This is a genomic window from Sphaerisporangium krabiense, assembly GCF_014200435.1.
Classification (GTDB): domain Bacteria; phylum Actinomycetota; class Actinomycetes; order Streptosporangiales; family Streptosporangiaceae; genus Sphaerisporangium; species Sphaerisporangium krabiense.
On sequence record NZ_JACHBR010000001.1, the window covers coordinates 2744911 to 2763459 of the forward strand.

General features: G+C 72.0%; 19 protein-coding genes and 1 riboswitch. Of the genes, 15 read left to right on the forward strand and 4 right to left on the reverse strand.

Annotation, left to right across the window (positions count from 1 at the left end; all coding sequences use genetic code 11):
* Positions 1-7 precede the first annotated feature (7 nt).
* The gene (locus tag BJ981_RS12250) at positions 8-658 is read left to right on the forward strand and encodes a hypothetical protein (protein WP_184610906.1); all 651 of its coding nucleotides are present in this window, start codon (positions 8-10) and stop codon (positions 656-658) included.
* 60 nt (positions 659-718) lie between these two features.
* On the opposite strand, the gene BJ981_RS12255 is transcribed toward BJ981_RS12250, so the two are convergent.
* Complete coding sequence (locus BJ981_RS12255) at positions 719-1264, reverse strand: inorganic diphosphatase (protein WP_184610908.1); 546 nt, start codon at positions 1262-1264, stop codon at positions 719-721.
* A 98-nt stretch (positions 1265-1362) separates the two neighbouring features.
* Here BJ981_RS12255 and dacB point away from each other — a divergent pair, with 98 nt between their 5' ends.
* The 11 genes from dacB to BJ981_RS12310 all read left to right on the forward strand — a co-directional run bounded on the left by dacB (position 1363) and on the right by BJ981_RS12310 (position 11411).
* Positions 1363-2772, forward strand: a complete 1410-nt coding sequence (gene dacB, locus BJ981_RS12260; RefSeq protein ID WP_184610910.1) for a D-alanyl-D-alanine carboxypeptidase/D-alanyl-D-alanine endopeptidase — start codon at positions 1363-1365, stop codon at positions 2770-2772.
* Positions 2773-2800: 28 nt separating this feature from the next.
* Positions 2801-3892 (forward strand): Rv3626c family coenzyme F420 biosynthesis-associated protein, encoded by a 1092-nt coding sequence (locus BJ981_RS12265; RefSeq protein WP_184610912.1) that lies wholly within the window; start codon positions 2801-2803, stop codon positions 3890-3892.
* A 53-nt stretch (positions 3893-3945) separates the two neighbouring features.
* A complete protein-coding gene (tilS, locus tag BJ981_RS12270) occupies positions 3946-4932 on the forward strand; it encodes a tRNA lysidine(34) synthetase TilS (protein ID WP_184610914.1) in 987 nt (328 codons plus the stop codon).
* 13 nt (positions 4933-4945) lie between these two features.
* Positions 4946-5503 (forward strand): hypoxanthine phosphoribosyltransferase, encoded by a 558-nt coding sequence (hpt, locus tag BJ981_RS12275; protein ID WP_184610916.1) that lies wholly within the window; start codon positions 4946-4948, stop codon positions 5501-5503.
* A 274-nt stretch (positions 5504-5777) separates the two neighbouring features.
* Entirely contained in the window at positions 5778-7793 is a 2016-nt protein-coding gene (ftsH, locus tag BJ981_RS12280; protein ID WP_184610918.1) for an ATP-dependent zinc metalloprotease FtsH, read from the forward strand.
* 3 nt (positions 7794-7796) lie between these two features.
* On the forward strand, positions 7797-8384 hold the full coding sequence (gene folE / locus BJ981_RS12285; RefSeq protein WP_184610921.1) for a GTP cyclohydrolase I FolE: 588 nt from the start codon (positions 7797-7799) through the stop codon (positions 8382-8384).
* Positions 8385-8539: 155 nt separating this feature from the next.
* Positions 8540-9391, forward strand: coding sequence for a dihydropteroate synthase (folP, locus tag BJ981_RS12290; RefSeq protein WP_239139391.1), 852 nt, complete (start codon positions 8540-8542; stop codon positions 9389-9391).
* Positions 9388-9825: a nuclear transport factor 2 family protein gene (locus tag BJ981_RS12295; RefSeq protein WP_184610923.1), complete on the forward strand. Its 438-nt coding sequence runs from the start codon at positions 9388-9390 to the stop codon at positions 9823-9825. Before folP ends, BJ981_RS12295 begins: the two co-directional genes overlap by 4 nt.
* Before the next feature lie 109 nt (positions 9826-9934).
* A complete protein-coding gene (folB, locus tag BJ981_RS12300; RefSeq protein ID WP_184610925.1) occupies positions 9935-10303 on the forward strand; it encodes a dihydroneopterin aldolase in 369 nt (122 codons plus the stop codon).
* Entirely contained in the window at positions 10300-10806 is a 507-nt protein-coding gene (gene folK, locus BJ981_RS12305; RefSeq protein WP_184610927.1) for a 2-amino-4-hydroxy-6-hydroxymethyldihydropteridine diphosphokinase, read from the forward strand. Before folB ends, folK begins: the two co-directional genes overlap by 4 nt.
* 146 nt (positions 10807-10952) lie before the next feature.
* On the forward strand, positions 10953-11411 hold the full coding sequence (locus tag BJ981_RS12310) for a DUF3180 domain-containing protein (RefSeq protein ID WP_184610928.1): 459 nt from the start codon (positions 10953-10955) through the stop codon (positions 11409-11411).
* Between the two features lie 152 nt (positions 11412-11563).
* Here the strand turns inward: BJ981_RS12310 and BJ981_RS12315 are convergent, their stop codons facing one another.
* A complete protein-coding gene (locus tag BJ981_RS12315; protein WP_184610930.1) occupies positions 11564-12736 on the reverse strand; it encodes an NADH-quinone oxidoreductase subunit D in 1173 nt (390 codons plus the stop codon).
* An 18-nt stretch (positions 12737-12754) separates the two neighbouring features.
* Positions 12755-13996, reverse strand: coding sequence for an aminotransferase class V-fold PLP-dependent enzyme (locus BJ981_RS12320; RefSeq protein WP_239139395.1), 1242 nt, complete (start codon positions 13994-13996; stop codon positions 12755-12757).
* A gap of 155 nt (positions 13997-14151) precedes the next feature.
* Positions 14152-14267: riboswitch (SAM riboswitch) on the reverse strand.
* A 171-nt stretch (positions 14268-14438) separates the two neighbouring features.
* Between BJ981_RS12320 and BJ981_RS12325 the strand changes: the two genes are divergently transcribed.
* Both BJ981_RS12325 and BJ981_RS39105 read left to right on the forward strand, forming a co-directional pair.
* Positions 14439-15206 (forward strand): TerC family protein, encoded by a 768-nt coding sequence (locus tag BJ981_RS12325; protein ID WP_184610935.1) that lies wholly within the window; start codon positions 14439-14441, stop codon positions 15204-15206.
* Positions 15207-15281: 75 nt separating this feature from the next.
* Positions 15282-16484, forward strand: coding sequence for a cytochrome P450 (locus BJ981_RS39105; RefSeq protein ID WP_184610937.1), 1203 nt, complete (start codon positions 15282-15284; stop codon positions 16482-16484).
* Positions 16485-16553: 69 nt separating this feature from the next.
* Here the strand turns inward: BJ981_RS39105 and BJ981_RS12335 are convergent, their stop codons facing one another.
* Positions 16554-17513, reverse strand: a complete 960-nt coding sequence (locus BJ981_RS12335; protein WP_307837837.1) for an SAM-dependent methyltransferase — start codon at positions 17511-17513, stop codon at positions 16554-16556.
* A gap of 144 nt (positions 17514-17657) precedes the next feature.
* Between BJ981_RS12335 and BJ981_RS12340 the strand changes: the two genes are divergently transcribed.
* A complete protein-coding gene (locus tag BJ981_RS12340) occupies positions 17658-18548 on the forward strand; it encodes a Rossmann-like and DUF2520 domain-containing protein (RefSeq protein WP_184610939.1) in 891 nt (296 codons plus the stop codon).
* The last annotated feature ends 1 nt before the right edge of the window (position 18549 follow it).

Consider the following 18549-nt stretch of genomic DNA (forward strand, 5'->3'; position numbering starts at 1 on the left):
CGCCGCCGTGTTCACCGCCCGCGACGACTCCCACCTCGGCCGCCGGGTCTTCCCGCACCCGGTGCCCGCCGAACTGGCCGCGCTCGTGCCGCGCGCCCACCACGCCGCCTGGCCCGTCTGGCTGGACCCGGGCCCCCGCATGCTGCGCGACGTCCTGGAGCTGTGCCGCCTGCAGACCGCGCGCGGCCTCACCGTGCTGTCCTGGCTGGCCGCGGGCCACCGCCCCGAGGAGGTGGCGTGGCTGTGGCCGGGGCGACGCCTGACCGGCCCGCGCCAGCGGCTCATGTACGCGGCCGCCGACGCGATCCCGGGAGCCGCGCTCGGCCTGGTCGTCGCCGACTGGACGTGGATCATGGGCACGCGGTTCGCCGGCCAGGTCATGGCGCCGTACCTCGCCGGCACCGCCTACCCCGACGACGGCTTCGCGGCGGCGCAGGCCACGGTCACCCTGATGCGCGTCTGGGACCGCCAGGCCGAGGCCCGCGCGGCGCTCGGCGCCGCCTGGGCGGCCTGCCGCACGATCGCCGACTGGTGCAAGGCGGCGGAGTTGCACGCCTCGTACGGGCACGAGGTGCCGGTCTTCACCTACCCCCGCGGTCCCATGCCCCAGATGGCGGGCGTGCGGCCGTGGATCTCCCGGCTGTTCCGCCTGGGCTGATCACGCCGTGGTGACCGTCCCCGCGCCTGCCTGATCCACGTGCCGCCCGGCGGGCGGAGGTCAGTGCTCGCCGTCCTCGGCGGGCCCTTCGACCTCGACCTCGACCTCGGGCTCGGCGTGCGCCTCGTGGTCGAGGTGGCGCTTGGCCGAGCGCTGGATCTCCATCTCGGCCTCCACGCGGCCGACCCAGTTGGCGCCCTCGACCGACTTGCCCGGCTCCAGGTCCTTGTAGACCTCGAAGAAGTGCTGGATCTCCAGCCGGTCGAACTCCGGGACGTGGTGGATGTCGCGGATGTGCTCCATGCGCGGGTCCGTGGCCGGCACGCAGAGCACCTTGTCGTCGCCGCCCTTCTCGTCGGTCATCCGGAACATGCCGACCGCGCGGCATCGGATCAGGCAGCCGGGGAAGGTAGGTTCCTGCAGGAGGACGAGCGCGTCGAGGGGGTCGCCGTCCTCTCCCAACGTGTCCTCGATGAAGCCGTAGTCGGCGGGGTACTGCGTGGAAGTGAAGAGCAGGCGGTCCAGGCGGATCCTGCCCGTCTTGTGATCAACCTCGTACTTGTTGCGTTGCCCTTTCGGGATCTCAACGACAACGTCGAACTCCACCGCGGTTCCTCCGCTCAGCCGTCCGGACGCTCCGGACGGGCGTTAATGTCTCGTAGGCGTATTTCCAGGATGACGCATGTGAGAAGGGGGCCGGCGAGGTGGTACGACACGAGCGCGTGGCCGCGGTGGCGACACTCGCCCTGCTGCAGGCGTTCGTCTGCGCCGTGGGCGCGTACGTCCTCGCGGCCGGAGGGGTGGGCGCTGACGCCGCGAGCCCGCCGGTCAAGGCCGCCACGCCGACGCGGGCACCCGTCGCCATCGTGACCTCGGGCCCCGTGCTCGCACCGGCCCCTGATGGATCTCTCCCGGGAAAGGGTACTTTGGCGGCCCGGCTCACCCGCGCGATGGGTGACGCCGCGCTCGGCCGCAGCGTGGGCGCGGTGGTCGTCGACATCGCCGGGGGGAGCGTGCTGTACGGCAGCAAGGCCGACACCGGCATCACCCCCGCCTCCACCACCAAGGTCGTCACGGCCGTCGCCGTGCTCTCCGCCGCCGGTCCCGACGCCAGGATCGCGACCCGCGTCGTCCAGCCCAAGCCCGGCGTGGTGACGCTGGTCGGCGGCGGCGATCCCACGCTGGCGAGCCCCAAGGCCGAGCGCGGGCCCGGCCGTCCCCGATTCGCCTCCATGGCGACGCTGGCCGCCCGCACCGCCCGGACCCTGAAGGCGGCGGGCGTCACCTCGGTCACGCTCACCTATGACGACTCCCTGTACTCGGGCCCGCGCACCGCGCCCGGCTGGAAGCCGGGGTACGTGCCCGAGGGCAGCGTCGCGCCGGTCTCCGCGCTGACCATGGACGAGGGGCGGGAGAACCCCGGCCACGAGAACTCCCCGCGCTTCGCCGACCCGTCGAGGACGGCCGCCGGTGCCTTCGCCGTCCTGCTCGCCCGGGAGGGTGTCAAGGTCGGCAAGTCGGTCAAGCGGCTGCCGGCTCCCGCCGGGGCCAAGGAGGTCGCCCGGGTGGAGTCCCCGGCGGTGTACGAGCTGGTCGAGCACATGCTGACCGAGAGCGACAACGACCTCGCCGAGGCCCTCGCCCACCTGGTGGCGCTCAAGCAGGGGGCGCCGGGCAGCTTCGCGGGCGCGTCCAAGGCCGTGACGTCCACGCTGGGGCGGCTCGGCGTCGCCGCGGGCGTCCAGGTCAGCGACGGCAGCGGCCTGTCGGTCCGCAACCGGATCACCCCGGCCGCGCTGGCCCGCCTCGTCGCCTTGGCCGCGTCGCCGGCCAACCCGCACCTGAAGGCCGTGATCAGCGGCCTGCCCGTCGCCGGGTTCACCGGCACGCTCGGCGGCCGGTACGACAAGGGCGTGGCGAAGGCCGCGGCGGGAGTGGTGAGGGCCAAAACGGGCACGCTGAACGGAGTGAACACCTTGACGGGTCTCGCCAGGACCATCGACGGCCGGCTCGTGGCCTTCGCGTTCATGGCCGACGACGTCCGGGATCCCGCCGGCGCCGTGCAGGCTCTGGACAGGCTGGCCGCGACCGTCTCCGGGTGCGGGTGCTCATGACGCGGCCCGACGACGTACGGTGGTGAACATGCAGGTGATCGACTGGGATCTTGCCGTTTCGACCGGCGTCCGCCTCGTCCGCCCGGGCCCTCAGGTCAGCCGCGAGGAGGCCAGGCACGCCGTCAGTGAGCTCCGGCGGCTGTCGCGTGAGGCCGAGGGCCACGTTCAGGAGTTCGCCCGCATCGACGGCGCGGCCGAACCGGAGGCCGCGACCATCGTGGACCGCCCGGGGTGGATCCGCGCCAACGTCGACGGGTTCCGCGTCGTGCTCGAGCCTTTGACCGAGCGCATGAACGCCCGCCGCTCCCAGATCCCCGCGATCGTCGGCGCGGTCGGCTCGCGGGTGACCGGCGTCGAGGTCGGGGCGGTGCTCGCCTTCCTGGCCACGCGCGTGCTCGGCCAGTACGAGCTGTTCCTCCCACCGGACCCGAGCGGCCGCGCCCCCACGGGCCGGCTCACGCTCGTCGCCCCCAACATCGTCAACACCGAGCGTGAGCTCGGCGTGAACCCTCGCGACTTCCGCCTCTGGGTCTGCCTCCACGAGGAGACCCACCGGGTGCAGTTCACGGGCGTGTCGTGGCTGCGCGAGTACGTCCGGTCGCAGATGACCGAGTTCCTGCTCGCCTCCGACCTCGATCTCGGCACCCTGCTCGACCGCATGCGCGCCGCGTCCGACGCCGTCGCCGACGCCATCAAGGGCGGCGAGGGCAACCTGATCGACGCCATCCAGACCCCCGAGCAGAAGGAGATCCTCGACCGGCTGACCGCCGTGATGACGCTGGTCGAGGGGCACGGCGACTACGTCATGGACGCCGTAGGGCCCGCGGTGGTGCCATCGGTGGCCGAGATCCGGTCCCGGTTCCAGCACCGGCGCGAGGGCGGCTCCCGCTTCGACAAGACGCTGAGGCGTCTGCTCGGCATCGACCTCAAGATGAAGCAGTACGCCGAGGGCGCGGCGTTCGTCCGCAAGGTCGTCGCCGAGGCGGGCATCGACGGGTTCAACCGCGTGTGGGGCTCGCCCGCCACGCTGCCCACCCATGCCGAGATCCGCGAGCCCGAGCGGTGGATCTCGCGCGTGCTCCACGCGCCCGAGCTGCCCGCCGCCAACGGGCACATCTGACCTTCCGCGGGCGGCGGTGATCCGGCGGCCCCGCACGCCGCCAGACTAGGAACATGGGGCCTCATCCCGCCGTCGCGGAGATCCGCCGCGCCGTACGCCTGTCGCTCGCCGGCCTGCCGTCCGGCGCCCTGGTGCTGGCCGCGTGCAGCGGCGGGGCCGACTCGCTCGCGCTCGCGGCGTGCCTGGGTTTCGCCGCGCCGCGCATGGGGCTGCGCGCGGGGCTCCTCACCGTGGACCACGGCCTGCAGGAGGGCTCCGCGCGGCGCGCCCGCGAGGTCGCGGAGCTGGCCGCCTCGCTCGGCCTCGAGCCGGCCGAGGCGCTCACGGTCACCGTCGGCCGCGCGGGCGGCCCCGAGGCGGCGGCGCGCGAGGCCAGGTACGAGGCGCTGACGCGCGCCGCCGACCGGCTCGGCGCCGCCACGGTGCTGCTCGGCCACACGCGTGACGACCAGGCCGAGACCGTGCTGCTGCGGCTGTCACGGGGGAGCGGCACGCGCTCGCTCGCCGGGATGCCCGCGGCGGCGGGGCTCTACCGCAGGCCGCTGCTCGGCGTCGGCCGCCGCGCGACCCGGGCGGCCTGCGACGCGCTCGGCCTGTCCCCGTGGGAGGACCCGCACAACGCCGACGCCGCCTACGCCCGCGCGCGGGTCCGGCACGACGTGCTGCCGGTGCTGGAGCGGGCGCTCGGGCCCGGCGTCACCGAGGCGCTCGCCCGGACGGCGAGCCTGTGCAGGGACGACGCCGACGCGCTCGACGCCTGGGCCGAGGAGGCGTACGCGGCGTGCGCGCGGGTCACCGGCGCCGGCGTCGAGCTGGACGTGGGCGGTGTCGAGGACCTGCCAGGGGCGGTGCGCCGCCGGGTGATCCAGCGGGCGGGGCTGGCGGCGGGGGCGACGGCGTCGGCGCTGGCCGCCGTGCACATCGCGGAGGTGGACCGGCTGGTCACGCAGTGGCGCGGCCAGCGCGTCGTGGAGCTGCCCGGGGGGGTCGGAGTGGTCCGGCGGTATGGCACCCTGGTGTTCGCCAGCACCCTCTTGTGAAGGAAAACCCCTGGTGGACGCAGCCGACATGGGCACGGACCTTGAAAAGGTCCTCATTTCCGAGGAAGAACTTCAGGCGAAGGTCAAGGAGCTAGCCGGCAAGATCGACGCGGACTACGCGGGCAAGGAGCTTCTGATCGTCGGGGTGCTCAAGGGGGCGGTCATGGTCATGGCCGATCTGGCGCGCGCGCTGCACATCGACGTCCAGATGGACTGGATGGCCGTGTCCTCCTACGGCGCGGGCACCAAGTCCTCGGGCGTCGTCCGCACGCTGAAGGACCTCGACACCGACATCGCCGGGCGGCACGTCCTGGTGGTGGAGGACATCATCGACTCCGGGCTGACGTTGTCGTGGCTGGTGCACAACCTGCGCTCGCGCAACCCCGCGTCGGTCGAGATATGCACGCTGCTCCGCAAGCCGGACGCGGTGAAGGTGCCGATCGACGTCAAGTACGTCGGCTTCGACATCCCCAACGAGTTCGTGATCGGGTACGGCCTGGACTACGCCGAGCGGTACCGCAATCTGCCGTTCATCGGCACGCTCGCGCGGCATGTCTACGGTGGCGAGTAAGCCCTGAGCGAATTTCCGGGCCCGCAACCGGAGAGTCGGCCCCTTATTGGGACTCGTCGTGGGGAACACCGGGCGGCCTGACGTACGTTGGTAGGACAAAGCCGGTGTCGCCGGAGCAGTGACCCTGCGCGGCGCCCCGGTGTACCTTCGGATGTCTCGGAGGGATCATCCCTTCGGGTCGTCAGTAGGAGCGGTTGGATGCCGCTAACCCCGGGTCCGCCCGGGGGCCAGGCCGTGTTCAGGAAGGGACGGGCCCGCAGGGGTTCCGCATCGGATGGATCTCAAGCGATTTACACGTGGGCCACTGCTGTGGATCCTGGGCATCGTCGTGCTGCTCCTGCTCGCCTCCACATTCTGGAGCGGCAACAGCAACTATGCCCAGCGAGACACCTCGTTCGTCATCACCCAGATCGAGAACGGGGCCGTCGACAACGCGGTGATCGTCGACAAGGACCAGCGCATCGAGATCAAGACCACGCAGAAGATCCGTGGTGAAGATCGCTTCTACGCGTACTGGGTCCAGGGGCAGGGCGTCGAGCTTCAGAAGATGCTCCAGACGCAGGTGAAGGCGGGCAAGCTGCCCGGTGGCTACAAGATCACCGTGCCGACGGAGAACTTCCTCGTCGGCCTGCTGGTGAGCTTCCTGCCGATCGTCGTCATCGTCCTCATCTTCTTGTTCATCATGAACCAGATGCAGGGCGGCGGCTCCCGCGTCATGAACTTCGGCAAGTCCCGGGCGAAGCTCATCACCAAGGACACGCCCAAGACCACGTTCGCCGACGTCGCCGGCGCGGACGAGGCCATCGAGGAGCTCCAGGAGATCAAGGAGTTCCTGCAGGCCCCGGCCAAGTTCCAGGCCATCGGCGCCAAGATCCCCAAGGGTGTGCTGCTGTACGGCCCGCCCGGCACCGGCAAGACGCTGCTCGCCCGCGCGGTGGCCGGCGAGGCGGGGGTCCCGTTCTACTCGATCTCCGGTTCCGACTTCGTCGAGATGTTCGTCGGCGTCGGCGCCTCCCGCGTCCGCGACCTGTTCGAGCAGGCCAAGGCGAACGCCCCGGCGATCATCTTCATCGACGAGATCGACGCCGTCGGCCGGCACCGCGGCGCGGGCCTCGGCGGCGGGCACGACGAGCGCGAGCAGACGCTGAACCAGCTCCTGGTCGAGATGGACGGCTTCGACGTCAAGGGCGGCGTGATCCTCATCGCGGCGACCAACCGTCCCGACATCCTCGACCCCGCGCTGCTGCGTCCCGGCCGGTTCGACCGGCAGGTCGTCATCGACCGCCCGGACCTGGAGGGCCGCAAGGGCATCCTGCGCGTCCACGGGCGCGGCAAGCCCTTCGCGCAGGACGTCGACCTCGACGTCATCGCCCGCAGGACTCCCGGCTTCACCGGCGCCGACCTCGCCAACGTCATCAACGAGGCCGCGCTGCTCACCGCGCGCCAGGACCAGAAGCTGATCTCGATGAACACCCTCGAGGAGTCCATCGACCGCGTCATGGCGGGCCCGGAGCGCAAGAGCCGGGTCATGTCCGACCAGGAGAAGAAGATCATCGCCTACCACGAGGGCGGCCACGCCCTGGTGGCGCACGCCCTGCCGAACTCCGACCCCGTGCACAAGATCACGATCTTGTCCCGCGGCCGGGCGCTGGGCTACACGATGACCCTCCCCATGGAGGACAAGTTCCTGGCCACCCGCTCGGAGATGATGGACCAGCTCGCCATGCTGCTCGGCGGGCGCACGGCCGAGGAGCTCGTCTTCCACGAGCCCACGACCGGCGCGGCCAACGACATCGAGAAGGCCACCTCCATCGCCCGCCGCATGGTCACCGAGTACGGCATGAGCGAGCACCTCGGCGCCCGCAAGTTCGGCACCGGCAACAGCGAAGTCTTCCTCGGCCGTGACATGGGCCACGAGCGCGACTACTCCGAGAAGATCGCCTCCACGATCGACGAAGAGGTCCGCCGCCTCATCGAGTCCGCGCACGACCAGGCGTGGGAGATCCTCGTCCAGTACCGCGACGTGCTGGACAACCTGGTGCTCGAGCTCATGGAGAAGGAGACGCTGTCGCGCGAGCAGGTCCTTGAGATCTTCGCGCCGGTCGTCGTCAAGGAGAAGCGCCCGTCCTACTCCGGGTACGGCAAGCGGCTCCCGTCCGACCGTCCGCCGATCCTCACGCCCAAGGAGGTCGCGGGCAATGGCAACGGCGCCGCGCTCCCCGCGGGCAACCAGGCCGGCTCCGGCGCTCTGATCAGGAACGATCACCCGGCGCCCAAGGACGAGGCGTAACGGGTGAGCGTGGAACCATTGAAGGTCGACTCGGACCGGATCGAGAAGGCCGTTCGCGAGATCCTTCTCGCGATCGGCGAGGATCCGGACCGGGACGGCCTTCTCGACACCCCGGCCCGGGTCGCCCGCGCGTACGCCGAGCAGTTCGCCGGCCTCGGGCAGTCCCCCGAGGACGTGCTGACGACGATCTTCGACGCCGACCACGACGAGATGGTGCTCGTCAAGGACATCGAGGTCTTCTCGACCTGCGAGCACCACCTCGTGCCGTTCCACGGCGTCGCGCACGTCGGTTACGTCCCGAACGACAAGGGGCAGATCACCGGCCTGTCCAAGCTGGCCAGGCTCGTGGACGTCTACGCCCGGCGCCCCCAGGTCCAGGAGCGCATGACCTCCCAGATCGCCGACGCGCTGATGGACGTCCTCGCCCCTCGGGGGGTCATCGTGGTCATCGAGGCCGAACACCTGTGCATGACCATGCGGGGCGTGCGCAAGCCGGGCGCCAAGACCATCACCTCGGCCGTGCGCGGCGACTTCCGCGACAGCGACAAGACGCGCGCCGAGGCCATGGCGCTCATCCTCGGCCACCGCTGACGAGCCGTCCGGGTGCCCGGTCGCGCGAAATCGCCGGTCGACCTGTGCCGGGTTTTGCCGGATATGAGATCTCACGCGCAAGTCGGGCTGATTCGTTATCCACAACCCGGACCCATGGCGCAGATCGTCATCGGCAACCGCCTAGGCTGGACGCCATGACCACATGGACGGTGCCGGGCCTGCCCGATCCGGGGCGCTGCCTGGTGATGGGCGTGGTCAACGTCACCCCCGATTCCTTCTCCGACGGCGGCCAGTGGTTCGACCCCGAGGTCGCGGTGCGCCACGGCCTCGACCTGGTCGCCCAGGGCGCCGACATCGTCGACGTCGGCGGCGAGTCCACCCGGCCGGGCGCCGCGCGGGTCTCGCTGGACGAGGAGCTGCGCCGCGTCGTGCCGGTGATCCGCGCCCTGGCCGGGCAGGGCGTGGTCGTCAGCGTCGACACGATGCGGGCCGAGGTGGCCGAGGCCGCGGTGGCCGCGGGCGCCCGCCTGGTCAACGACGTGAGCGGCGGCCTGGCCGACCCGGCGATGTCCCGCCTCGTGGCGGCCTCCGGGGTGCCCTACGTCGTCATGCACTGGCGCGGCCATAGCCACGACATGGACACGCGCGCGATGTACTCCGACGTGGTCGGCGAGGTCACCGAGGAGCTGCGCAAACGGGTCGACGCGGTCCTGGCCGAGGGCGTCGCGGAGAACCAGATCATCATCGATCCCGGCCTGGGCTTCGCCAAGAAGGCGGAGCACGACTGGTCCCTGCTCGCGAACATCGGCGAGCTGAACCGGCTGGGCTACCCGATCATCATCGGCGCGTCGCGCAAGCGCTTCCTGGGCCGCCTGCTGGCCGGCCCGGACGGCACGCCGAGGCCGTTCAGCGGCAGCGACGACGCCACTCTGGCCGTCACGGCGCTCGCCGCCCAGGCCGGCGCCTGGTGCGTCCGCGTTCACCATGTGCGTCCCAACGCCGACGCCGTCCGCGTCGCTGCGGCCTGGAAGGGCGGGAGACGATGAGCACCACAGCCGCGGAGATCGAGAAGCTCAACGAGGCGTTCTACACCGCCATCGAGAGCGGCGACCTGGACCGCATGACCGAGATCTGGGCCGAGGACGAGAACGGCCGGGTGGCGATGTGCGTCCACCCCGGCTGGTCGATGGTCACCGGCAGGGCCGAGGTGCTGCGCTCCTGGGCGCTGATCATGGCCAACACCACCTACATCCAGTTCGTGCTGACCGACGTCCGCACCACCGTCGCGGGCGACGTCGCCGTGCTGACCTGCGCCGAGAACATCCTCACCGCCGCGGACACCGAGGACGCCACCTTCGCCGCCGGCCGCGTGGTCGCGACGAGCACTTTCATCCGCACCCCCGCGGGCTGGCGCCTCTGGCTGTACCACGGTTCCCCCGTCCTGCAGGCCGATGACGACGACGAGCAGGCGGATGAATGACCGCTGCCCGCCTCCGCGCGCACGTGGTGAGGTTCGAGCACGTCCCGGGCCTGGTTAGCGTGGTAGCTGCTCCGGAGGTTCCGGGGCGCGTCGGAACGGGAGCGGTTCGATGAGTGGGGACGACACGATCAGCCTCGTGGGGCTGCGTGCGCGGGGCAGGCACGGCTGCCTGCCCGCCGAGCGCGAGCTCGGCCAGGAGTTCGTGGTGGACGTCACGCTGTTCCTGGACACCGCCCCCGCGGCCGCCGCCGACGACCTGTCCAAGACCGTCGACTACGGCGAGCTGGCCCTCCGGCTGGCCGCCATCGTCGAGGGGGAGCCGGTCGACCTCATCGAGACCCTGGCCGAGCGCCTGGCGGACGCGTGCCTGGCGAGCGGGCCGGTCGAGGCGGCCGAGGTCAGCGTGCACAAGCCCGCGGCGCCGATCCCGCTCCCGTTCGGCGACGTGGTCGTGACGATCAGGAGGATGCGCGGATGAAGGTGGTCTTGGCGCTCGGCAGCAACGTCGGCCGCCGCTTCGACACGCTTCAGGGCGCCATCGACGCGCTGTTCGACGCCCCCGGGCTCGAGTTCGCGGCGGTGTCCCCGGTGTACGAGACCGACCCGGTCGGAGGTCCGCCGGACCAGCGCCCCTATCTCAACGCCGTGGTGATCGCGAACACCATGACGCTCGGCCCGAAGGCGCTCCTGGAGCGCGCGCTCGGCGTGGAGAGCGCGTTCGGCCGGGTGCGCACCGAGCCGTGGGGCCCGCGCACGCTGGACGTCGATCTGATCATGGTCGGCGACCTGCTCTCCGACGACCCCGAGCTGACGCTCCCGCATCCCCTGGCCCACGAGCGGGCGTTCGTCCTGGTGCCATGGTCCCAGGCCGATCCCGGGGCGGTGCTGCCCGGCCGCGGCTCGGTGGCCGGGCTGCTCGCCGACCTCGACCAGGGGGGCGTGCGCCTGCGCGCCGACCTGGCGCTCCAGCCGCCCAGCTGACCGCCCCCACCCCCCGCGTGGCCGTGTCCGGAATAGGTCTCGCCACGATGGGCTTTACTCTCACGATGACGCCGCCGGAGCCGTCCGCCGGGGGCCTCGCACGTGAAGGAGGCCGGGGTGCCGGTGGCAACGATGAGGAGGATCACGTGAGACCGAGCCGTCCCGGCGTGCTCGTCGTGCTGGTGGTCGCGTTCGCCCTGGTGACGTGGCTCGTGCTGCGGCAGGTCTACTCGCGGCTGCCGACCGTCCCGTGGACGGCCATCCCCACGGTGCTCCTGCTCGCCGTCGGCGAGGCGTACAGCGGATGGATGACCCGCGCGCGCATCGAGCGCAAACCCGACACCAAGCCGGTGGAGCCGCTCGCGGTGGCCCGGCTGGCCGCCCTGGCCAAGGCGTCGGCGTACGTGGGGGCGGCCTGCGCCGGGGTCTTCGCGGGCTTCGTGTTCTACGTCCTGCCGTTGCTGGACCAGGACACCCCCCGGCGCGACTTCTTCCTGGCCGGCGGCTCGCTGATCTCCTGCGTCGTGCTGGTCTGCGCGGCCCTGTTCCTCGAACACTGCTGCCGCGTGCCGAAGGGTCCCGAGGACGACGAGAAGCGTTCCTGAGCCCGGACATGCGACGGGGCCCGGTCCGACCGCCGGGCCCCGCCACCGCAAGGAGTCACCCTTGTCTCTTCCACCCTGTCCCTTTACGCACAGGTCTTCTGCGCCACAGCGGGACGTCTAAACCTGCGATTCGCGCCGGGCCTGGTGAACGGTCACTTGTCGATGTCGCCGACGACGAAGAACATCGACCCGAGGATGGCCACCATGTCGGCGATGAGGTGCCCCGGCAGCATCTCTCTGAGCACCTGCACGTTGTTGTAGGAGGCGCTGCGCAGTTTGAGCCGCCACGGCGTCTTCTCGCCGCGTGACACCAGGTAGTAGCCGTTGAGCCCGAGCGGGCTCTCGGTCCAGGCGTAGGTGTGGCCCTCGGGCACCTTGAGCACCTTGGGCAGCCGCTGGTTGATCGGTCCCGGCGGCAGCGACCGCAGCCGGTCGACGCAGGCGTCGGCCAGGTCGAGGGAGTGCTTGACCTGGTCGAGCAGCACCTCGAAGCGGGCGTGGCAGTCGCCGGCCGTGCGCGTGGCCACCTTCACGGGCAGCTCGCCGTAGGCCAGGTAGGGCTCGTCGCGGCGCAGGTCCAGGTCCACGCCCGAGGCGCGGGCGATCGGCCCGCTCACCCCGTACTGCAGGATCGTCTCGCGGTCGAGCACGCCGACGCCGCGGGTGCGCGCGAGGAAGATCTCGTTGCCGTAGATCAGGTTCTCGATGTCGGACAGCCGCCCGCGCGTGTCGCCGACCGTCGCGGCGACCCGGTCCAGCCACCCGTACGGCAGATCCTCCTTGAGCCCGCCGACCCGGTTGAACATGTAGTGCATGCGGCCGCCGGAGATCTCCTCCATCACCGCCTGCAGCATCTCGCGCTCGCGGAAGGCGTAGAAGATGGGCGTGATCGCGCCGAGCTCCAGGGGGTAGGAGCCGAGGAACATCAGGTGGTTGAGCACGCGGTTCAGCTCGGCGAGCAGCGTGCGCGCCCAGACCGCCCGCACCGGGACCTCCATGCCGAGCATGCGCTCGACGGCGAGCACGACGCCGAGCTCGTTGGCGAAGGCCGACAGCCAGTCGTGCCGGTTGGCCAGCACGATGATCTGCCGGTAGTCGCGCACCTCGAACAGCTTCTCGGCGCCTCGGTGCATGTACCCGACGATCGGCTCCGCCGAGGCGATGCGCTCGCCGTCCACGGTGAGCCGGAGGCGCAGCACCCCGTGGGTCGAGGGGTGCTGGGGGCCGATGTTGAGGATCATGTCCTCGGTGGCGAGCTCCTTGGCCCCGGCGCCGATGCCCACGACCCGTTCGATGGGCCCTCCGGTGGCATGAGGTCCGGTCATGGACCCCATGCTGTCATGTCACCGCCGGGAGACGAGATCCGACAGGGCGGCGACCAGGCGGCGCACGTGCTCCTCGGTGGTGCCGATGCCGATGGAGGCCCGCACGGCGCCCGCGGTGCCGTCCGCGCACGTGCCCTCGTCGAGCCGGCCGGCCTCCTCGAGCAGGTGGCGGACGAAGGGGTGGGCGCAGAACCTGCCGTCGCGGACGCCGATGCCGTACTCCGACGACAGGGCCTCGGCGACCTCGCGCGCGCTCCAGCCGTCCACCACGAACGAGACGATGCCGACGCGCGGGTGCCCGGGGCCCCACAGCGAGAGCTCGTGCACGCCGCCGATCTTCGCGAGCCCCTCGCGCAGCAGGCCGATGAGGCGCTCCTCCTCCTTGATCAGGGAGGTCCAGCCGGTGGCGGACAGCGCGTCGCAGGCGGCGGCCAGCGCGACCGCGCCGAGGACGTTCGGGGTGCCGGCCTCGTGCCGCTGCTCGGCGTCGGGGCTCCACTCGGTGGCGAACGGCGCGTCCCCCGCCGTGCCTCCGTTGACGTTCCTGGACGCCCCGCCGCCGCGCAGGTACGGGTCGGCGGCGGCGAGCCAGTCGGCACGGCCGATCAGCGCGCCCGCGCCGAACGGGGCGTACAGCTTGTGCCCGGAGAAGGCGACGTAGTCCAGGTCGAGGGCGGTCAGGTTGAGCCTGCGGTGCGGGACGAGCTGGGCGGCGTCCACGAAGATCCGCGCGCCGTGCCGGTGCGCGATGTGCGCGAGCGCGGCGATCGGCCACAGCTCGCCGGTGACGTTGGAGGCGGCGGTCACGACGAGCAGCTTGGGCCCGTCGATCGCCGCGAGGGCCTCGTCGGCCGCGCGGACGGCCTCGCCGGGGAAGGCGGGCGGCGCGAGGCGCACGGCGTCGGCCCAGGGGAGCAGGGACGCGTGGTGCTCGGTCTCGAAGACCACGACGGTGGTGCCCTCGGGCAGGCACCGGGCCAGCAGGTTCGTCGCGTCGGTGGTGTTGCGGGTGAACACCACGGCGTCGCCGGGGCGGGCGCCCGCGAAGGCCCGGACGGTGTGGCGGGCCTGCTCGTAGCGGGCGGTGGTGAGCTGGGAGGCGTACCCGGCGCCGCGGTGCACGCTGGAGTAGGCCGGGAGCGCGGCGGCGACGGCGGCGCTCACCGGCTCCAGACAGGGGGCGCTGGCGGCGTAGTCGAAGTTGGCGTACCGGACCAGCCTGCCGCCCTTGACGGGGACCTCCAGGTCGTCGCCGAGCACCGCGGGGACGCCGGGACGGGAGCGCGCGTCGAGCCGGGACTCGGAGTCGCCGGGGGGAACGGGGGACGAGCTGGAAGGGGTGGTCAGGTCGGTGACGACGGACAACGCCGGCCTCCTCGGGTCAGGGGCCCCCGGTCATGGCGTTGAGATGACGGAGCCCGCGCTTGCCTGGCACACCACGTGCCGGACCTGGTCTTCACCCGGGGCACCCCGCCGCGAGCGCGAGGGTTGCCGGCCAGCGAGCCGGGGCTTGGCGCTGGCACTCATGACCTACACCGGGACTATAACCCACGCCCCGGCCGTCCTCGCAACCTCTGACACCCCGGTGTAGGGGTGGCGATTGGGGCGAACTCTGGCGAACCCCCGTCCGTTGGACAGGGAACGGTCCGCCCTCGGGCGGACCGAAATTCGGGCACGGAGCGACCGCTGGAGGAGTTCTCGCATGGATTGGGTCGCCGACCCCACGATCTGGATCGGGTTCCTGACCCTGGTCGCCCTGGAGATCGTTCTCGGTATCGACAACATCATCTTCATCTCGATCCTGGCGGGGAAGCTCCCCGCCGAGCAGCGGGACAGGGCGCGCAAGCTGGGTCTCTCGCTGGCGCTGCTCAGCCGCCTGGCCCTGCTGCTGGGCCTGTCCTGGGTCGTCCGGCTGACGGAACCGTTGTTCGAGGTCTTCGGGCACGGCATATCCGGGCGAGATCTGATCTTGATCCTCGGTGGGCTGTTCCTGCTGGGCAAGAGCGTGTTCGAGATCGGCGACAGCATGGAGGGCTCTTCCGGCCACTCAGCCGGGCGGGCGGCGGCCTCCTTCGGCGCGGTGATCGTGCAGATCATGCTGCTGGACGTCGTGTTCTCCCTGGACTCGGTGATCACGGCGGTGGGCATGGTGGACGAGCTCGGCGTCATGATCGCCGCGGTGATCGTCGCGGTCCTGGTGATGCTGGTGGCGGCGCGGCCGATCGGTGAGTTCGTCGAGCGGCACCCGAGCATCAAGATGCTGGCGCTGTCCTTCCTCGTCCTGATCGGCGTCGTGCTGATCGCCGAGGGCTTCGACCAGCACATCTCCAAGGGCTACATCTACTTCGCGATGGCGTTCTCGCTGGTCGTGGAGCTGCTGAACATCCGGGTGCGCAGGAAGGCGGGGCGGCGGCCGGTGGAGCCGCGGGAAAGCCCCGAGGAGTCCGCGGAACCGGACGCGGTGCGCTGAGACCGGCCGGCCCCGCCCGGGAGGTGTTCTCCCGGGCGGGGCACCGGCCCGACATCTGGTGCATACGATGACTTTGTGCACTTCGACCCATGGAACCCCGCCTTCGTCGCGCACCCCTACGACGTGTACCGCGAGCTTCGCGACCGCGCGCCGGTCAGCTTCTTCGAGCCCACCGGCCAGTGGCTGGTGGCCCGGCACGCCGACGTCAACGCCGCCCTGCGCGACCGCAGGCTCGGCCGCTCATACCTGCACGTGGCCTCGCACGAGGACTTCGGCCGCGCGCCCGAGCCCGCCTTCCAGGAGCCGTTCTGGCGCGTCATCCGCGCCGGCATGCTGGACGTCGAGCCTCCCGTCCACACCCGGCTGCGCCGCCTCGTCTCCAAGGCGTTCACCCCGCGCATGGTGGAGGAACTGCGTCCCCGCGTACGGCGCGTCGCCCGCGAGCTGGTGGCCGCGTTCGTCGAGCGCGGCGGCGGCGACCTGATCGGCGAGGTGGCCGAGCCGCTGCCGGTGACGGTGATTGCCGAGATGCTGGGCGTGCCCGAGTCCGACCGCCACCTGCTGCGCCCCTGGTCGGCCGACATCTGCGGCATGTACGAGCTGAACCCCTCGGTGGAGGTCCAGCACACCGCGGTGCGGGCCGCGTCGGAGTTCTCGGACTACCTGTCCGGGCTCGCCGCCGCCCGCCGCGCCGACCCCGGCGACGACCTGATCAGCGCGCTGGCCCAGGTCGCCGACGAAGGGGACAGGCTGACCGAGGAAGAGCTCATCGGCACGTGCGTGCTGCTGCTGAACGCCGGGCACGAGGCCACGGTCAACGTCACCGCCAACGGCTGGTGGGCGCTGTTTCGCAACCCGGCCGAGCTGGAGCGGCTGCGCGCCGACCCCTCGCTGCTGCCCACGGCGGTGGAGGAGCTGATGCGCTACGACACCCCGCTGCAGATGTTCGAGCGGTGGGCGCTCCAGGACGTCACCATCGGCGGGGTGGACATCCCCAAGGGGGTGGAGGTGGCCCTGCTGTTCGGCTCGGCCAACCACGACCCCGAGGTGTTCGACGACCCGGAGCGGCTGGACGTGGGCCGTGCGGACAATCCGCACATCTCATTCGGGGCGGGCATCCACTTCTGCCTGGGCGCGCCGCTGGCCCGGGTGGAGCTGATCGAGTCGTTCGGCGCCCTGCTCGCCGCGGCGCCCGGACTCGAACTCGCCGAGGAGCCGTCCTGGAAGCCCAACTTCGTGATCCGCGGCCTGGAGTCGCTGAAGGTCACCACGGGCTGACCCGCGCGTCCCCGAAGGCGCGGCTCACGTCATGGCCGGACGGGCGGTGGTGGTGTGCCCTGGGCCGGCTCACGGCCTGCCCTGGGCGAGCCAGCCGAAGCCGCCGAGGCCCGCCGGGTCGATCAGCTCGGCGTCCTCGGACGCCCGCGTCAGCGCCCTCAGGTAGCCGCCGGGATCGGTGGACGCCAGGCTCAGCGGCGGACGCCGGCCGGTGACCCCGAGATCGCGCAGCGCGCGTCGTTGCGTGGTCAACGTTGTGGATATCGCGCCCGCCCGCTCGCCCGCCGCCGCGCACGCGTCCAGCGCCACGTGCGCGGTGATATCGCAGGATCCGTCGGGTATCGGCGGCACCCAGGTCCCGTCGCGGTACCCCGTCAGCGTGCCGTACGGCGGCCGGTTATCCACAGGGTGTGCATAATCGGCCGCCACCGCCACCCCCCGCGACAGCCGGGAGATCACCCCGGCCCACGCCTCGTCGCGCGGCCTGCCGATCTCGGCGCGCAGGCCCGTCGCGGCGAGCGGCCACCAGCGCTCCAGCCACCGCAGGTCGGGCTCCTCCGGCGGGCCGTCCAGCCGCTCCTCGCCCGTCCCGGGATCGACCAGGACCAGCCGCGGCCCCTCGGGCGTCTGCTCGGCGACGTCGAGCGGCACGTTGTCCAGCCACTCGTTCGCCACCACCAGCCCGGTGATCTCCTCAGGGAGCGCGGGCGTCCAGGCGACGGCCTCGGGCAACCCCTCGGGGCGCGGGGACAGATCGACGGCCGTCACCCGCAGCCGCCGCGCGAGGCCGGGCTCGCACGCGCGCAGCACCTCGGTCACGAGCGCGCCGTCGCCCGAGCCGACGTCCACGAGGTCGAGCGGGTCGGGACGGCCCAGGTCGTCGTCCACCCGGGTCAGCAGGCGCAGCACCGCGGCGGCGAACGCGGGGGAGGCGCCGACCGAGGTGCGGAAGTGGCCGGAGGGCCGCTCGCGCATGTAGAACCCGTCCGCGCCGTACAGCGCGCGCCGGAAGGCCTCCCGCCAGGTCACCCACACGGCATCGGACGTTACCAACCAGGACGCCGGGCGCGGATCGAGCGGCCGGGGGAGCCGGGCGGCGATGACCGGAGGGGCGCCCGTTACGCTGGGGCGTCTGAGGCTGATACGTCGAACGTGAACGGGAACGGGAACGTGATGCGGACAAGCGACCGCCCGGGGCGCCTCGCGGTCGGCGTCGTCGGCGCCGGGCGGGTGGGCTCGGTGCTCGGCGCGGCGCTCGCCCAGGCCGGGCACCACGTGACGGGGGCGGCCGGGGTCTCCGAGGCCTCGGGCCGCCGGGCCGCCGACCGTCTCGGCGTCTCTCTCTCCCGGCCGGACGACGTCATCCGCGACGCCGAGCTCGTGCTGCTCACCGTGCCCGACGACGTGCTGCCCGGCCTGGTCTCCGGCCTCGCCGCGACAGGCGCCGACCTGCGCGGCAAGATGCTCGTGCACACCAGCGGCGCCTACGGCCTCGGCGTGCTCGACCCCGCGACGGCCGCGGGCGCGGTGCCCTTCGCGCTCCACCCCGTGATGACGTTCACCGGCAGGGACGACGATCTGCGCCGCGTCGAGGGCTGCTCGTTCGGCGTCACCGCGCCCGAGACGCTCAGGCCGGTCGCCGAGGCCCTGGTCATCGAGATGGGCGGCGAGCCGGTGTGGATCCCCGACGAGGACCGCCCGCTCTACCACGCGGCCCTGGCGGGGGCCGCCAACCACATGGTCACGCTGATAGCCGAGTCCCAGGAACTGCTGAGGAAGATCGGGGTGGAGCACCCGGGCCGCATGCTCGGCCCGCTGCTCGGGGCCGCCCTGGACAACGCGCTGCGCCTCGGCCTGTCCGGGCTCACCGGGCCGGTCGTGCGCGGCGACGCGGGCACCGTGCGCAAGCACGTGGACGCGCTGATCGTCGCCGCGCCCGAGGCCGCCGACGCCTACATCGCCCTCGCCAGGCTCACCGCCGACCGCGCGCTCGCGGCCGGGCTGCTCAAACCCGAGACGGCCGAGCGGCTGCTCGACGCCCTCGGCGGCAACACGTGGACATGAC

What these genes read in the sequence shown, in the direction of transcription:
- BJ981_RS12265 (WP_184610912.1), top strand. Translation starts at nt 2,801, where the DNA reads ATGCAGGTGATCGACTGGGATCTTGCCGTTTCGACCGGCGTCCGCCTC.
- tilS (WP_184610914.1), top strand. Translation starts at nt 3,946, where the DNA reads ATGGGGCCTCATCCCGCCGTCGCGGAGATCCGCCGCGCCGTACGCCTG.
- ftsH (WP_184610918.1), top strand. Translation starts at nt 5,778, where the DNA reads ATGGATCTCAAGCGATTTACACGTGGGCCACTGCTGTGGATCCTGGGC.
- folP (WP_239139391.1), top strand. Translation starts at nt 8,540, where the DNA reads ATGACCACATGGACGGTGCCGGGCCTGCCCGATCCGGGGCGCTGCCTG.
- BJ981_RS12295 (WP_184610923.1), top strand. Translation starts at nt 9,388, where the DNA reads ATGAGCACCACAGCCGCGGAGATCGAGAAGCTCAACGAGGCGTTCTAC.
- folB (WP_184610925.1), top strand. Translation starts at nt 9,935, where the DNA reads ATGAGTGGGGACGACACGATCAGCCTCGTGGGGCTGCGTGCGCGGGGC.
- folK (WP_184610927.1), top strand. Translation starts at nt 10,300, where the DNA reads ATGAAGGTGGTCTTGGCGCTCGGCAGCAACGTCGGCCGCCGCTTCGAC.
- BJ981_RS12315 (WP_184610930.1), bottom strand. Translation starts at nt 12,736, where the DNA reads ATGACCGGACCTCATGCCACCGGAGGGCCCATCGAACGGGTCGTGGGC.
- BJ981_RS12325 (WP_184610935.1), top strand. Translation starts at nt 14,439, where the DNA reads ATGGATTGGGTCGCCGACCCCACGATCTGGATCGGGTTCCTGACCCTG.
- BJ981_RS12340 (WP_184610939.1), top strand. Translation starts at nt 17,658, where the DNA reads ATGCGGACAAGCGACCGCCCGGGGCGCCTCGCGGTCGGCGTCGTCGGC.